Genomic DNA, 15592 nt, shown 5'->3' with positions numbered 1-15592 from the left:
TTCCTATTGCTCAATATTGCAGCTATATTTTCTATAGTGACACGGTTATTGATTTATTTTTTGATAGTCCTCTGTTTTGATAAAACCAAGAAAAAGCGAGAATATACAAAGACTTATCTCGCTTTTTGATTATCTAAGCTGTAAGAGTTGCGATCGCCTTTTCCACAGCTTGTAAGGCAGTCTTTACTTCTGCTTCTGTGACAATTAGCGGTGGCACAAATCGGACTACTTTTGGCCCGGCGGGTACTAGTAATACGCCCTCATTGATGGCAGCATTGACGATATCGGCTGCGGTGAGTTGAATATCACCTCGCAATTCCAAACCGTTGATTAAACCCCAACCACGAACTTCGCTAATGTGCTGAGGATATTTTGCTGCGATCGCTCTCAATCCAGTTCGCAACTGATCGCCTCTATCTTGCACATTCTGCAAAATATTTTCCCGTTCCAATGTCTGGCAAACACTGAGTGCTACACCACACACAAAGGGATTGCCGCCAAAGGTGCTGGCGTGTTCCCCTGGTTGAAAAACATCGCAGAATTTCTTACTCATCATTGCACCGATGGGGATACCGCCACCTAAGCCTTTGGCACTGGTGAAAATATCCGGTTCAACGCCGAGATGTTCGTAAGCCCATAATTTGCCACTGCGCCCCATACCAACTTGCACTTCGTCAAAAATCAACAAAACGCCAGTTTCGTCGCAAATCTGCCGAAGCTTTTTGAAATAGGCAACATCTCCCGGACGCACACCGCCTTCTCCCTGCAATGGCTCGATCAAAATCGCTGCTACCCGATAATCGCCTTCATCCAACTCACTAATTGCCACTTCCACAGCGTTAATATCGTTGTAATTTACGTAGTGGAACCCAGGAACCAAAGGATCAAAATGCTTTTGATACTTCGGTTGTGCAGTAGCGGTAACTGTTGCCAAAGTCCGCCCGTGGAAACTGGCATGGGCGGTTAAAATAATTGGTTTTTCAATGTCTAATACTGTGTGAGCATATTTCCGCGCCAGTTTAATTGCGGCTTCGTTAGCTTCAGCCCCAGAATTGCAGAAAAATACGCGATCGGCACAAGAATGTTCAACGAGCCATTTTGCCAATTCACCTTGTTCAGGGATGTAGTACAAATTAGAGACATGATGCAGCTTCTGGATTTGGCGTGTTACCGCTTCTACCATAACTGGGTGGGCGTGTCCCAAAGTACAAGTGGCAATTCCCGCTACAAAGTCCAGATATTCGCGCCCCTGTGTATCCCAAACTCGGCATCCAGCACCCCGTTCTAGGGCTAAGGGAAACCGACCGTAGGTAGACATGACAGCTTCATTAAAGCTATCTGCATCAAAGGGACTAGATGATACAGACCCTGAATCTGCAAAGATGGTGGCTTGGTCAACGAGAGTTTTTAGGCTCACTACCGCTCCTCCTGAAAGTTTTTCATTATATAGTTATTTACTAGTTTGCTAGAAATCCCTAAAAATTACTTTTTATCTAGCACAACTTGTACTTCTTTTTAAGTTAACGTTTATAGCCCACATTCCCAACTTGATTTTGTGCTACAGAATCAAGTTGGGAATGAACAATGTATTTAATTAAATTAACGTAACCAAGTCTGAATAAGGATTACAGGAATTTTGATCGGTTCAAAAAATGGCGTTCAGATATTAAGCTGTCGTGCATTTAATTTGCACAGCTAGGGCGGGCAAGATGCCCACCCCACAAGAGATTTATTTTTTTGAGGATGCAAATTAAAGTATTTTCAGCTTACCAGCATTAAAAATCTGCTCTGCGGTTAAATCCAATTCTGGGAAAGTGGGTGATTGGATGGGTTGGCTTCGACGAAACATATCGAGTTGATATTCACCCTCAACTAGTGAATAAATCGATATTGTCGGCTGTTTAGCGTTGCCAATAAATCGCTTGCCTCCCAGTGCTGCGTAGTCTACAATCCAATATTCAGGGATGCCGACTCCTTCTCTTCGAGACGCTACGCGAACATAACGACCCAATTTTGTGAAATAATCATCTCTCCAGTTTGTACTTACGACCTCAACTACCAAAGGAATTGACTCTGCTTGAGTAAGAGTGGATTCTTTTTTCCATAGAGGTTCATTTGCTAGGTTGGGGCGGTTTAACAACAACACATCTGGTAAATAAGCAGATTCACTTTCAGATGGTTTTACGAATGCTGTTTTGGGAGAGCCATAAGATAGCTTCAGTCGGGTATATTCTAAAATAAATCTCTCGATTAAAAATAAAATAATCTCCTCATGGTCGCCTGTCGGTGGTGGTATCTCAATTACTACTCCATCGTGTAATTCGTAGCGTTTATTTGAGTTGTCAGGGTATTTAGTGATAAATTCTTCAAACGTAACTAGTTTTCTTTGTAGGGCTTGAGCCATCAGTTAATCCTCAAAGTCAAACTGAGTTTAAATATACTGAAAAGTTAGCAGAAAACTAGAAAAAGTAGGTTAAAAGTACTATTGTTACTTCATTCTCAACACTTGAGCAAAAATATCAACGTATCCAAAAGGAGTTAATGGCTGGGGCGATCGCTCTTGGGGGTGTTTTCGTCATTGGCACTTTATGGTACTGGTTAGTGGAGGGCTGGTCATGGGAAGATGCGGCTTACATGACAGTCATCACTTTAGCCACTGTGGGATATGGAGAGATACACCCACTAGGTAGCCGAGGACGGTTGTTTACAATTGCTCTGATTTTGTTGGGTGTAGTCAATATCGGTTACATTGTCAACAGATTTACAGAAGCGATTATTCAAGGCTACTTTCAAGAAGGAATTCGGCTACAACAACAGAGGCGGTTAATGGAATCCCTAACAGAACATTACATCATCTGTGGATTTAGCCGCACTGGTCGGCAAATTGCTAAGGAATTTCGGGCAGAAGATGTATCTTTTGTGGTGATTGATTCAGAGATGGAATCTGTGCAAAGGGCGCAGATGGAAGGTTACACAGCATACCAAGGTGACGCTACCCTCGATGACACACTCTTGAAAGTTGGGATTGAACGGGCGATGTGTATCGTTGCAGCACTCCCTTCCGATGCTGAAAATTTATATATTGTTTTATCAGCAAAAACACTAAATTCGGGAATTCGCGCGATCGCACGGGCAAGTACAGAAGAAGCTTTGCAGAAGTTACGACGCGGTGGCGCAGATGAGGTGATATCACCCTATATTACTGGTGGGAAGCGCATGGCTGCTGCGGCACTTAGACCCCAAGTATTGGACTTTGTAGATGGTATTCTGACAGGTGCAGACCGCCAGTTATACATGGAAGAATTTTTACTTGACCCGGCTTTTTGTCCCTTTGTGGGTCAGAGTTTGCAAAAAGCGAGATTGCGATCGCAATCTGGGGCATTAGTTCTAGCAATTCGCCGCGTTGATGGGACTCTCATCGGTGGTCCCACTGGCGATACAGTCTTAATGTCTGGCGATCGGCTAATTGGGATGGGTACAGCAGAACAGTTGCGTAGCCTTAACCAAATTCTCGGCCCGATTAATTCCAAGCAACTGCGGCGACCGAAAAATAGCTGATTTTATTTTTACTTAACTAGTTTTTTATACCAACTCTTAGGCAATTTATGTATAGTGTAATTGCATACTTAGAAGTATAATTTCATGTAATGAAGCTTACCTTAAGCATCGCCACAATATTTACTTTGGGATTTTACAGTACACGGACTATTGCTGCTTCTCTAGCAACTTCCAAAAGCTTTACAAATTGGTGCCAGCAGAAATCAACTTTACCTCCACAGACAAAACATACTGTTGAGGTTCTTTTAGAAAAAGCCCAAACTCAAAATTGCAAGCAGGCTAACCAAAAGCTGACTAATTTGACTAAACTATCCATCACCTACAATCAAATCAGCGATATCAAGCCTTTGTCCACTCTAACTAATTTGACTTCTCTAGACCTCAACACAAATAAAATCAGCGATATTAAGCCTTTGTCTGCTCTAAATAATTTGACTTCTCTCGATCTTGGCTTCAACAAAATCAGCGATATTAAGTCTTTGTCCGCTCTGACTAATTTGACTAAACTCTCCATCAACTTCAATCAAATCAGCGATATTAAGCCTTTGTCCTCTCTGAATAATTTGACTACTCTCAGCCTGGGCTCAAATCAAATTAGCGATATCAAGCCTTTGTCTACTCTGAATAATTTGACTGAACTCGACCTCGACTCAAATAAAATCAGTGATATCAAGCCTTTGTCCAATCTGAATAATTTGACTACTCTCAGCCTGGGCTCAAATAAAATCAGCGATATTAAACCTTTGTCCTCTCTGAATAATTTGACTGGACTCGATCTCGGCTCAAATGAAATGAGCGATAGCGATATCAAGCTTTTACCCACTCTGACTCATTTGACTCTTCTCAACCTATCTGTAAATAAAATCAGTGATATCAAGCCTTTGTCCACTGTGAATAATTTGACTATTCTCGACCTCAAATCAAATAAAATCAGCGATATCAAGCCTTTATCCGCTTTGACTCATCTGAACCTTCTCAACCTATCTGTAAATAAAATCAGCGATATCAAGCCTTTGTCCACTCTGACTAATTTGACTATTCTCTACCTCTCCGTAAATGAAATCAGCGATATCAAGCCTTTGTCCGCTTTGACTAATTTGACTATTCTCTTCCTTGAATCAAATAAAATCAGCGACATCAAGCCTTTATCCATTCTGACTCATTTGATTCTTATTAATATTAAGAATAACCCGATCGCATACAAAATATGTCCAAAACCAGAATCTATTTGTAAATTTCATTAGCTTCACACGAGACTAAGAACTCACTTTACCTACAAGTGTATAGGTTTTATACCTTTACAGATTGATTCAATATAGCAATTAGCAAATGTCTACTAAATTTAAGATAATAAATCACAATGAAACTTACATTAAGCATTGCGACAATATTTACTTTCGCTTTCGGATTTTACACCACACAGACTATTGCCTCTCCTCTAGAAACTCCCAAAAGATTTACAGATTGGTGTGAGCAGAAATCAACTTTACCTCCACAGACAAAACATATTGTTGAGGTTCTTTTAGAAAAAGCCAAAACTCAAAATTGCAAGCAGGCTAACCAAAAGCTGACTCATTTGACTTCTCTTGACCTCAACTCAAATAAAATCAGTGATATCAAGCCTTTGTCTGCTCTGACTAATCTGACTTCTATCGACCTTGGTTCAAATGAAATTAGCGACATCAAGCTTTTATCCACTCTGACTAATTTGACTTCTCTCAACCTCAATTTCAATGAAATTAGTGATGTTAAGACTTTATCTACTCTGACAAAATTGACTTTTCTATCCCTCCACTCAAATAAAATCAGTGATATCAAGTCTTTGTCTGCTCTGACAAAATTGACTACTATCGACCTCGGCATAAATGAAATCAGTAATATCAAGCCCTTGTCTGCTCTGACAAAATTGAGTTCTATTAACCTTGACACAAATGAAATCAGCAATATCAAGCCTTTGTCTACTCTGACTAATTTGACTGCTCTCTCTCTCCGCTCAAATAAAATCAGCGATATCAAGCCTTTGTCCACTCTGACTAATTTAACTTCTCTCTCTCTCCGCTCAAATGAAATTAGGGATATCAAGCCTTTGTCCACTCTGACTAATTTGACTTATCTCTACCTCAATTCAAATGAAATCAGCGATATCAAGCCTTTGTCTAATCTGACTAAATTGACTATTCTCTCTCTTGAATCAAATGAAATCAGCAATGTCAAGCCTTTATCCGCTCTGATTAATTTGACTGAACTCTCCCTTAACTCAAATAAAATCAGCGATATAAAGCCTTTGTCCGCTCTGACAAAATTGACTTTTATTAATATTAAGAATAACCCGATTACACGCAAAATATGTCCTGTCAAACCAGAATCGATTTGTCAATTTGATTAGCTTCAATGAGACTAATAAGTGACTAAAATAATTTGCTTTTTCGCAATTTACAATTCCTCTCTTCGGAAATTGTTAATTGCCTAATTCCGGGTAGAGAGCCAACACTGATTTTATTGCTAATTGCGAAGTGAAGTGCTTATTTAAGGAAAATTGGCGACTTACTTATACCGTTTCACTTACAGCAGATTACAACTTGTTAAGAAGTAAAAAGTAAAAAGATAATCCCCATAAATAAATTCAGGGGATTTGATAAGGACTTATTATTTCTTGCGCTATGCGTCTCGAAATAAATGTTTTTATTTCGTTCCATAAATAAATTTAGCGAAAAGAACTGTCAAGCGGGTTTCCCGCCGTAGGAAACTTTTCAAGACAGGGGCTTCAAACCACTGCTCTTTTTCTTTATGAGTGCCTTTTTACTTTTTACTTTTGCCTTGTCCGGTGAGGTATTGATCATCGTAGGGGCACAACATGTTGTGCCCCTACCCGTGTACTTCATTTACCAATCAGTATCCATTGCAAAAATCTGCAAATGGCTGTTAAATCCTCTAATTGCGACTGTTCTCCCTCAGTAGCTGAAGATAGCCATTTTTGCATACGGATACAGGGTATATGAATTCCAGTGCTTGAAATTATGTAAGTTTCGCCAAACTCTTGATAACCAGATGCTTCATAAAAAGGTTTAGCAGTGATTGATGCACAAACAGCTAATGTATTGATGTTTTCGGACAAAGCTTTGCGTTCCATTGCTTTGAGTAACTCTGTGCCAATTCCTTGCCGCACATATTGAGGATTGACATAAATTGCACTCACCCAATATCTTGAGTACGCTGAGAAACCAACAATTGTTTCTCCAATTTCAGCAACAAAAACTATATCTTTTGTATCTTTCCCTTCTAAGTCATTTAACTGTTTATCATTCAATAAGCCTTGAATCTGTTCAGGATTATAATCTTGGGAACAAAGTATCTGTATAGCATCTCTTTGGATATCGAAAATCTGATTTCTATCTTGCGGTTGGACTAAGCGAATTTTCACGTGATTAGACTGGGTTCTATTCATTAGTAGGTTTTAACACATCTTTTGATACATTATGCCTAGCTCAACCACTGCTAAATATCGGCTTTACTTTCTACCAAATTTTTATATACCAATCATTCCAACCACGTGGACTTAATCGATGCAGACAGCCTATTCCCTAGATTGAGTCTTTTTAAGCACGTCCTAATCTCTAAATACCGCAGTATCTGTTTTTTATTTTCCTCATTTCCAATATATATGGATGAGGCGGTTAAGCGAGAAATAACCAATAACTAATGACTAATAATTAATAATCAACTTCTTTCCACCCATGCATGGATGCTATGCCTTTTGTAACCCATTCGATCACAATTGGGGGAGCTTCTGATATCAAAATGCTAGGATAAACTGCTGCGCCCCATTCGGGATGTATTAACACCCGGCATTGATTTTTAATCACTGGATAGTTAAGTAAGGCTTTGACAACTGCTGTGTCATCGTGGGGAATTGCTCCGGGATGAGACAGTAAAGGGTAGCCTGTACGAGGGTCAATTAAGTCAGTTAAATAGCCGCGATCGCGCAGATTAAATGCTAAATCACAGCCGAATCTCATAAACTTTTCTCGTAAGCGTTCTTTCTCTGACTCTACTTCTGCCGTTTTTTTGACTAATTTATAACGCGATCGCTGTAAAACGATCACTACTCGTAAAAATGGCTGCCGTTTCCAATCTGGTAATATCCGTTCGCAGTTGGCACAGATATATTGACTGGGAGCATGAATTGAAATCTGAACCGCTTGTCCTGTTTCGCCAACTAAATTAATAGGACAGGCTTGCTCCGAAGTGTAAACTTTGGGATAGTTCACTAAATTGATTCGGCTTATACAAGTTTTTTAATTTCATCTCCGGTATAGATGATAACTCTTAAAAGTCAATAAAAATCATCAATTTTTTATAAAACGTTGCTTTTTTTGGAAGCAGTTGCTAATAATTTGAGAATTTTAATCCTAATTTTATCCTTTATTAACCTTTTCTCATAGAATTTACTGCGATCGCTGTAGGCATTGGCATAGATTTAGCGTGTGGGAGACAAGCCTACGTTCCTGAAATATGTTCGATCAAAACCTCAAAAAATGAACTCCATCTCACCCAATTAACTGAGTTTTAAAGAATTCACTGGCACTTCATCCCAAGAATCGACTGTTCGCAATTGTGCTATCCAACCGGCTGCTTTTTGCTTCTCGGTCAAATTATTCTGGAAGGAATCATGACACTCTTTAGCTTGAGATTCATTACAAGTAGCAATACAGGCATGAATCATCCCAGACGGATCAATTTGCTCGTTTACCCAAATAGTCATGGAATATCTCCTCGGAAACTGTATTGAAAAAAGCTCTTTGTTATTTTAGAACACTATTAGAGTCAAACGTTTTAGAGCCAAATTTAGGATTTCCTCATCCTCTTACTCAACAGTCAGAACTCTCTGCTACGCTGATTTTGGTTGATCGCGATCGCAGGTTATTGAGAATTTATTTTTAGCAGTAACTTTAATAAATGTTAAGGAGTTCAGATTATTCCTACACCAGAACAAAAAACACATACATATTGTCCTGCTGGTTTACTAAACTTTATTTACCTATTAATATCGTTGGGATGGATGAACGGACAAAAAATCTATTCTTTTTGGCAGGTGAGGAAAATATCATAGAGATATACCATAATGGTAAATTGAGATACATAGGATGAGCAAGCCTAATTTTCATGCAATGAGTCAAAAAGAGTTACATAATTACGTTCTTGCTCATCGGGAAGATGAAGAAGCCTTCTATGCTTATGTAGATAAGCTACATCTTGAAGGTAATTGGATTGAAATGCCACCGTTACAGTCAGAACAGGATTTAAAAAATTATCCTCAGTTCATTGAGCGTATTCGCAGCAGTTCTGAGCCACAAGATGAAGCAGTTTAAGGCTACATTGCAATTACAGCAGCTTTTGGGCTATTCTCAGTTTGGCCGATCGCGATCGCGGATTCTGACTAATTTCCTCTTCTTGTGCAATAATTGGTTTTTTTGTCAAGACCTTTAATAAAGGTGAATTTCTTAAACCATGCTTCACCGGACGGTCTTCCAAACTGTGAAAACTGATAATTGCAATTCTGCCACCGGGGACAAGGGCATTTGGGGCTTTATCTAAAAAGGTTTCTAGAGATTTTAATTCATCGTTGACGACAATTCGCAGAGCTTGAAAAACACGAGTAGCGGGGTGGATTCTGCCATAGCGGTATTTTGGGGGAACAGAAGAAGCGATCGCATCAGCTAATTCTGTAGTAGTATGCAACGGTCGGCGTTCTACAATGCGACGAGCAATGCGCCGTGATAATCTTTCTTCACCGTACTTAAAGAAAATATCAGCTAATTCTGCTTCATCCCAACTATTAATGATATCAGCAGCAGTTAGCGATCGCCCCCGATCCATCCGCATATCTAAATTCGCAGCTTGGCGAAAGCTGAAACCCCTTTCTGCTTGGTCTAAATGGTAAGAACTTACCCCCAAATCGGCTAAAATACCATCGAAAGTATTAGGGGGATATTTGTAGTCAGCAAAATTGCTATAGATAAATTGTACGCGATCGCCATATTCAGCTAAATTCTTCTTTGCAGCTGCTAAAGCATCCTCATCTTGGTCAATCCCCGTTAATTGCACATCTGGCAAAGCTTCTAAAATCAAGCGACTATGACCACCACCGCCTACCGTTACATCTAAATAACGTCCGCTTGGACGAACCGCCAAACCTTCAACTACCTCCCGTCCTAAAACAGAAATATGAGAAAAAGCCAGTTCTTCTAAATCTAGCGGTGTTTGTAAATCTGATTTCATCTTTAAATTTTAATTTTGTTTCTATTTGGTAAGACTTAAACCAAAAACCTCTTAAACTCTTATTCCTCCGTGTCCTCTGCGTCCTCTGTGGTTCGATTTAAGTCCTATTTAACACCCAATCCCAATACCCAACATCAGGATTTTCAATGCAAAAAGAGATTACATGAAAAAAAACCTGTGCCTCAATCCCTTACATATCAAGCTTCCCTATAATAATTGAAGAGGTGCAACGAAATGAAACAATTACAACTCCTGCGCTGCTATCCTCTCTCCAACATAACCCTGTAGAGTCAAAATTATATAGATTGCCCCTACAAACCTCATTTTGGCAGACTAGATAAATCGGCTGTGGTTGGCATCTAGGCGGTTCAATTCAAAATTTTCACGAACGGAGAACACAAAATCTATGACCAGACTAGAAACCCGCACTGAACCAATGGTGCTAAACATGGGGCCACACCACCCTTCAATGCACGGGGTTCTGCGGCTAATCATGACTCTGGATGGCGAGGATGTCGTGGACTGTGAACCAGTCATCGGCTATTTGCACCGGGGAATGGAAAAAATCGCTGAGAACCGTACTAATGTAATGTACGTTCCTTACGTTAGTCGTTGGGACTACGCTGCGGGAATGTTCAACGAAGCCGTCACTGTTAACGCCCCAGAAAAACTTGCAGGTATCGCTATTCCCAAACGCGCTAGCTACATCCGCGTCATTATGCTGGAGTTAAACCGCATCGCTAACCACTTGCTATGGTTTGGCCCATTTCTCGCTGACGTAGGCGCACAAACTCCCTTCTTCTACCAGTTCCGCGAACGGGAAATGATTTATGATTTGTGGGAAGCTGCCACAGGTTATCGGATGGTAAATAACAATTACTTCCGCGTTGGTGGAGTAGCAGCCGATTTACCTTATGGTTGGGTAGATAAGTGTTTTGAATTCTGCGACTACTTAATACCAAAAGTTGATGAGTACGAACGTTTAGTAACCGATAACCCCATCTTCCGGCGACGTGTTGAGGGTATTGGGACTATCACCCGTGAAGAAGCAATTAACTGGGGACTTTCTGGCCCGATGTTACGTGCTTCTGGCGTGCAATGGGATTTGCGGAAAGTTGACCATTACGAATGTTACGACGATTTCGACTGGGATGTGCAGTGGGAAACTGCCGGTGATTGCTTTGCCCGTTATGTAGTGCGGATGCGGGAAATGCGCGAATCGGTGAAGATTCTTCGCCAAGCACTTAAAGGACTTCCTGGTGGCCCTTACGAAAATCTCGAAGCCAAGCGTTTAGCCGCAGGTAAAAAATCGGAGTGGGACGCATTTGATTACCAATTCATTGGTAAAAAGGTTTCTCCTACTTTCAAGATTCCTAAAGGTGAAATCTACTCTCGTGTAGAAAGTGGCAAAGGTGAGTTGGGAATTTATTTGGTAGGCGATGATAATGTCTTCCCTGCACGTTGGAAGATTCGCGCCGCAGATTTCAACAACCTCCAGATTGTCCCACATTTACTGCGTGGGATGAAGGTTGCAGATATTGTGGTTATTCTCGGTAGTGTTGACGTAATTATGGGGTCTGTGGATAGGTAGAAAATATCTATCTAAGTATTTTTTAGAGCGGTTGTATTATGCAACTGCTCTTTTTTTTTATAATTTTTGAAGACGCGATAAATTACCCTATTTAGGAAGAAGACGCGATAAATCGCCGTCTGTACAAGAATCAGTCCTTTGTAGAGACGGCGATTTATCGCGTCTCTTGTTTCTGGCTGGAAAAATTTTTTACTCATATAACAGATGTACGAAATATTTATAGAGTTTTAAATAATGCCCCGGATTTTTGACAATATTGATTTACAACTGCTGCCGATTTTACGAGAAACTCTCAAAGTCTCTTATCGCGCAGACTTTTGCGTTGGCTACTTTAACCTCAGAGGTTGGCGAAGAATTGATGACTTAATCGAACAGTATGTTGGTGGCGAAAATGCTTGTTGTCGTTTGCTAATTGGGATGCAAAGCTTACCCAGTGATGAAGTTCATGCGGCATTTAGCCTTGTTAGTGGTGATGGAAGAATTGACAACAGTAGCATCGTGCGGTTTAAAAAACGCATGGCAGAGGAATTTCGTCAGCAGTTGACTATCGGTGCGCCAACTAATCAAGATGAAGCGGGATTGCGGCGGTTAAGTCATCAGCTAAAAAGTCAGAAGGTAATTATTAAACTGTTTTTGCGTCATTCTCTCCACGCCAAGTTGTATCTTGTGCATCGCAATGACCCCAACACTCCAATTGTGGGATTCTTGGGTAGCAGTAACTTAACCCTTCCCGGATTGGCAAAACAAGGGGAGTTGAATGTTGATATTTTAGACCACGATGCTTGTGATAAATTGCAAAAGTGGTTTAGCGATCGCTGGCAAGATTATGGTTGTGTAGATATTTCTCAAGAATTAGCAGAAATTATCGATCGCAGTTGGGCGAGAGATGAGCCAGTTTTACCTTACTACATCTACCTCAAGATAGCTTACCACTTATCCCACGAAGCGATCGCTGGACTTTCAGAATTTCGCATCCCCCGCGAATTTAACAACTTATTTGATTTCCAGAAAGCTGCCGTACAGCTAGCAGCACGTCATGTAACTAGGCGTGGTGGCGTGTTAGTGGGTGATGTGGTCGGTTTGGGCAAAACTTTAGTTGGAACTGCCTTAGCTAAGATATTACAAGAAGATTGTTTTTTAGAAACACTAATTATTTGCCCAAAAAACCTAGTGTCAATGTGGCAAGAATATGTAAATAACTATCGGTTACTTGCCGAAGTTATGCCGATTAGTCAAGTACAAAATAAATTACCAAAACTCCGACGTTACCGAGTTGTGTTAATTGACGAAAGTCATAATTTACGTAACCGCGAAGGTAAACGTTATCGAACAATAATAGAATATATTGCAGCTAACGAAAGTAAATGTATTTTATTATCTGCAACTCCTTACAATAAAAGTTATCTTGACCTTTCCGCACAACTGCGGCTATTTGTGCCAGAAGACCAAGATTTAGGATTAAGACCAGAAGCTTTAATTAATGAACTGGGTGGTAGTTCTATAGGAGAATTAGAGTTTATTAGAAAGCATCAATGTTCAGTGCGTTCTTTAGCTGCCTTTGAGAAAAGCGAACACCCTGATGACTGGCGAGAATTGATGAAGCGTTATATGGTGCGACGCACTCGTTCATTTATTAAAGAAAATTATGCCCACACAGATGAAACAGGGCGGAAATATTTAGCATTTTCTGATGGGAGACGTTCTTATTTTCCCCAGCGTGTGCCTCGTAGTCTCAAGTTTCCTTTAGAAGGTTCTGACACAGACTTTTATGCTCGTCTTTACTCAGAATTAGTAATAGAAGTAATTAATCAACTCAATTTACCGCGTTATGGGTTAGGGAATTACATTATTGCTAAACCCAAAGAGCCACCTACAGATAGCGAGCAACGTTTTATTAATAGCTTATTTCGTGGTGGTAGGAGGTTAATGGGTTTTTCACGCACTAATTTATTTAAACGTTTAGAAAGTAGTGGTGTTGCTTTTATCCAATCAATTGAACGTCACATCTTACGAAATTTTATTTATTTATATGCCTTAGAAAATGGGTTTGATATTCCCATTGGAACTCAAGAAGCTGAGTTATTAGATACGAGTAATAATGATGAAGATGCTGATTCTGTAGCAGCAGCTTTGTTTGATACAGAAACCGAAGAAGATGATTCTACAGTTTCGCTGCAAGCAGAGAGAGAAGGAGAAATAACTCTTTTTTCTAACGAGGATGAGAAAGCATCTAAAACCGAAAAGGTTTTCCGGCAAAGGGCAGAATCAATTTATCAAGAATATACAACTCGATATCAACGGCGATTTAAATGGTTACGTTCTACACTTTTTGATATAAAAAAGCTCAAACGTGATTTGCTAGAAGATGCCAAAGCATTAATTAATGTACTGCAACAGTGTGGCGAGTGGAATCCTCAAAAAGATGAAAAAATTGCAGCTTTAATCAAACTGCTAACAAAAACTCATCCCAAAGATAAAGTACTAATTTTCACCCAGTTTGCCGATACAGTCCGTTATCTTGTAGATACTTTGCAGTTGAATCATATTACTCATATCGCAGGGGTGACAGGACAATCGAAAGACCCTACACTAATGACGGGAAGATTTAGCCCTGTGAGTAATGGTAAACGGGAGCAAATTTCATCATCAGAAGAGTTGCGGATTTTAATAGCTACTGACGTTTTGAGTGAAGGTCATAATTTGCAAGACTGTGCAATTATCGTCAATTGGGATTTACCTTGGGCAATTATTCGCTTAATTCAACGCGCCGGAAGAGTAGACCGCATTGGACAAAATGCTGACCAAATTCTCTGTTATTCTTTTTTACCAGCCGAGGGAGTGGAACGGATTATTAATTTGCGCGGACGACTCCGTAAACGACTGCAAGAAAATGCGGAAGTGGTAGGAACTGATGAAGCTTTTTTTGAAGATGATGATGCGCGGGTAATTCTTGATTTATATAACGAGAAATCTGGAATTTTAGATGGCGAAGAAGATACAGAAGTTGATTTGACATCAGAAGCGTTTCAAATTTGGAAAAAAGCCACTGATAATAATCCGGGCTTGAAAAAAACCATTGAAGAAATGCAAAATGTAGCTTATTCTACCCGCGCCCATACTCCGCAGCCTGTGCAACCAGAGGGGGTATTGCTTTATATGAAAACCACTGAAGGAAATGATTCTTTAATTTATGTTGACCGCGATGGTAACAGCGTTACTCAATCACAATTAGCAGTTCTTCGGGTGGCGGCGTGTGAAGAATCTACCCCGGCAATACCCAGAGATAAACAGCATCATCAGTTAGTTAAAAAGGGTGCTGAATTGATTGCTGAAGAAGAGAAAAATGCCGGCGGTCAATTAGGGCGACCATCAGGTGCAAGGTTCCGCACTTATGAACGACTGAAAAGTTATGCTCAAGAAATGAAGGGAACACTATTTGTTAGTGAAGAACTTTTAAAAGCAATTGATGAGATTTACCGTTATCCTTTGCGACAGTCAGCTATTGATACTCTCAACCGTCAACTGAGAAGTGGTATTAATAATCAGCAGTTAGCTGAGTTAGTAGTAGCGCTACGGATGGATGACCGTTTGTGCATTGTCACAGAAGAACTAGAAAAGCGAGAACCTCAGATTATTTGTTCTTTGGGATTATTTAGTAATTCGTAATTTCTCATTAAAGCAAGAGACGCGATGAATCGCCGTCTCTACAAAGGGCTAATTATTGTAGAGACGGCGATTTATCGCGTCTTTTGAACGATTCATCGCGTCTATTAAAAAATATTCTACGCTGTTTGATTTGCTTCCAACCAGTTAAGTAAATCCTCAATGGTTCTAAAATCTAACAAAGCCTCGCCAAGTGCTTCTAATTGCTCTAAAGAAAGAGTTTGAATCCGCTCCCGAACCTCTTGTAGTAACTCTCCTACTCGTTTTTGTAGTTGCCGTAAGATGAGGGTTTGTCCTTGTTCTTGTTTTCCCCGCTCATAGCCAATGCGCTCGCCTGTGGTAATGTAGCTCATAGTCTGCTTTTGCTCAAATTGCTTAAACTCTTGCCAAAATTCTGCTTCTAAGGCTTTTGGTAAAATCATAACCCAATCAATAAATCGGTAAAGACTGTTTGGTTAAGGCAAGAGACGCGATAAATCGCCGTCTCTAGAAAGGGCTAAT

At 40.1% G+C, this 15592-nt stretch carries 13 protein-coding genes and 1 pseudogene; 7 read left to right on the top strand and 7 right to left on the bottom strand.

Annotation, left to right across the window (positions count from 1 at the left end; translation table 11 throughout):
* Positions 1-133 precede the first annotated feature (133 nt).
* Entirely contained in the window at positions 134-1417 is a 1284-nt protein-coding gene (locus V7K98_RS05935) for an aspartate aminotransferase family protein (RefSeq protein ID WP_335019895.1), read from the bottom strand.
* Positions 1418-1750: 333 nt separating this feature from the next.
* Complete coding sequence (locus V7K98_RS05930) at positions 1751-2404, bottom strand: Uma2 family endonuclease (RefSeq protein WP_335019894.1); 654 nt, start codon at positions 2402-2404, stop codon at positions 1751-1753.
* A 137-nt stretch (positions 2405-2541) separates the two neighbouring features.
* Between V7K98_RS05930 and V7K98_RS05925 the strand changes: the two genes are divergently transcribed.
* From V7K98_RS05925 to V7K98_RS05915, 3 genes are all read left to right on the top strand, one after another.
* Positions 2542-3558 (top strand): potassium channel family protein, encoded by a 1017-nt coding sequence (locus V7K98_RS05925; RefSeq protein WP_335019893.1) that lies wholly within the window; start codon positions 2542-2544, stop codon positions 3556-3558.
* A gap of 89 nt (positions 3559-3647) precedes the next feature.
* Positions 3648-4802: a leucine-rich repeat domain-containing protein gene (locus V7K98_RS05920; protein ID WP_335019892.1), complete on the top strand. Its 1155-nt coding sequence runs from the start codon at positions 3648-3650 to the stop codon at positions 4800-4802.
* 116 nt (positions 4803-4918) lie between these two features.
* Positions 4919-5944, top strand: coding sequence for a leucine-rich repeat domain-containing protein (locus V7K98_RS05915; RefSeq protein WP_335019891.1), 1026 nt, complete (start codon positions 4919-4921; stop codon positions 5942-5944).
* Between the two features lie 492 nt (positions 5945-6436).
* On the opposite strand, the gene V7K98_RS05910 is transcribed toward V7K98_RS05915, so the two are convergent.
* From V7K98_RS05910 to V7K98_RS05900, 3 genes are all read right to left on the bottom strand, one after another.
* On the bottom strand, positions 6437-7003 hold the full coding sequence (locus V7K98_RS05910; protein ID WP_335019890.1) for a GNAT family N-acetyltransferase: 567 nt from the start codon (positions 7001-7003) through the stop codon (positions 6437-6439).
* A 265-nt stretch (positions 7004-7268) separates the two neighbouring features.
* A complete protein-coding gene (locus V7K98_RS05905; protein WP_335019889.1) occupies positions 7269-7826 on the bottom strand; it encodes a methylmalonic aciduria and homocystinuria type D protein in 558 nt (185 codons plus the stop codon).
* Positions 7827-8113: 287 nt separating this feature from the next.
* Positions 8114-8320, bottom strand: coding sequence for a glycogen debranching protein (locus V7K98_RS05900; protein ID WP_335019888.1), 207 nt, complete (start codon positions 8318-8320; stop codon positions 8114-8116).
* A 194-nt stretch (positions 8321-8514) separates the two neighbouring features.
* Between V7K98_RS05900 and V7K98_RS28875 the strand changes: the two genes are divergently transcribed.
* Positions 8515-8706, top strand: a complete 192-nt coding sequence (locus V7K98_RS28875) for a DUF6888 family protein (protein ID WP_442940396.1) — start codon at positions 8515-8517, stop codon at positions 8704-8706.
* A complete protein-coding gene (locus tag V7K98_RS05895) occupies positions 8703-8927 on the top strand; it encodes a DUF6887 family protein (protein WP_335019887.1) in 225 nt (74 codons plus the stop codon). Before V7K98_RS28875 ends, V7K98_RS05895 begins: the two co-directional genes overlap by 4 nt.
* Before the next feature lie 13 nt (positions 8928-8940).
* Here the strand turns inward: V7K98_RS05895 and rsmH are convergent, their stop codons facing one another.
* Complete coding sequence (rsmH, locus tag V7K98_RS05890; protein WP_335019886.1) at positions 8941-9837, bottom strand: 16S rRNA (cytosine(1402)-N(4))-methyltransferase RsmH; 897 nt, start codon at positions 9835-9837, stop codon at positions 8941-8943.
* Between the two features lie 406 nt (positions 9838-10243).
* Between rsmH and V7K98_RS05885 the strand changes: the two genes are divergently transcribed.
* Both V7K98_RS05885 and V7K98_RS05880 read left to right on the top strand, forming a co-directional pair.
* Positions 10244-11428: an NAD(P)H-quinone oxidoreductase subunit H gene (locus tag V7K98_RS05885; RefSeq protein WP_335019885.1), complete on the top strand. Its 1185-nt coding sequence runs from the start codon at positions 10244-10246 to the stop codon at positions 11426-11428.
* Between the two features lie 234 nt (positions 11429-11662).
* Positions 11663-15094 carry a helicase-related protein gene (locus V7K98_RS05880; RefSeq protein WP_335019884.1) on the top strand — a complete coding sequence of 1144 codons (3432 nt, stop codon included), beginning with the start codon at positions 11663-11665 and terminating at the stop codon, positions 15092-15094.
* Between the two features lie 116 nt (positions 15095-15210).
* On the opposite strand, the pseudogene V7K98_RS05875 reads toward V7K98_RS05880, so the two are convergent.
* Positions 15211-15540, bottom strand: a pseudogene (locus V7K98_RS05875) (DUF4351 domain-containing protein); the annotation flags it as partial.
* Positions 15541-15592 lie beyond the last annotated feature (52 nt).

Source organism: Nostoc sp., from assembly GCF_036917435.1.
Lineage (GTDB): Bacteria > Cyanobacteriota > Cyanobacteriia > Cyanobacteriales > Nostocaceae > Nostoc.
The sequence above is the reverse complement of the archived record's forward strand: the minus strand, read 5'-3'. Positions and strand labels throughout refer to the sequence as shown.

What these genes read in the sequence shown, in the direction of transcription:
- V7K98_RS05880 (WP_335019884.1), top strand. Translation starts at nt 11,663, where the DNA reads ATGCCCCGGATTTTTGACAATATTGATTTACAACTGCTGCCGATTTTA.
- V7K98_RS28875 (WP_442940396.1), top strand. Translation starts at nt 8,515, where the DNA reads ATGTTAAGGAGTTCAGATTATTCCTACACCAGAACAAAAAACACATAC.
- V7K98_RS05925 (WP_335019893.1), top strand. Translation starts at nt 2,542, where the DNA reads ATGGCTGGGGCGATCGCTCTTGGGGGTGTTTTCGTCATTGGCACTTTA.
- V7K98_RS05910 (WP_335019890.1), bottom strand. Translation starts at nt 7,003, where the DNA reads ATGAATAGAACCCAGTCTAATCACGTGAAAATTCGCTTAGTCCAACCG.
- V7K98_RS05895 (WP_335019887.1), top strand. Translation starts at nt 8,703, where the DNA reads ATGAGCAAGCCTAATTTTCATGCAATGAGTCAAAAAGAGTTACATAAT.
- V7K98_RS05885 (WP_335019885.1), top strand. Translation starts at nt 10,244, where the DNA reads ATGACCAGACTAGAAACCCGCACTGAACCAATGGTGCTAAACATGGGG.
- V7K98_RS05930 (WP_335019894.1), bottom strand. Translation starts at nt 2,404, where the DNA reads ATGGCTCAAGCCCTACAAAGAAAACTAGTTACGTTTGAAGAATTTATC.
- V7K98_RS05900 (WP_335019888.1), bottom strand. Translation starts at nt 8,320, where the DNA reads ATGACTATTTGGGTAAACGAGCAAATTGATCCGTCTGGGATGATTCAT.
- rsmH (WP_335019886.1), bottom strand. Translation starts at nt 9,837, where the DNA reads ATGAAATCAGATTTACAAACACCGCTAGATTTAGAAGAACTGGCTTTT.
- V7K98_RS05915 (WP_335019891.1), top strand. Translation starts at nt 4,919, where the DNA reads ATGAAACTTACATTAAGCATTGCGACAATATTTACTTTCGCTTTCGGA.
- V7K98_RS05920 (WP_335019892.1), top strand. Translation starts at nt 3,648, where the DNA reads ATGAAGCTTACCTTAAGCATCGCCACAATATTTACTTTGGGATTTTAC.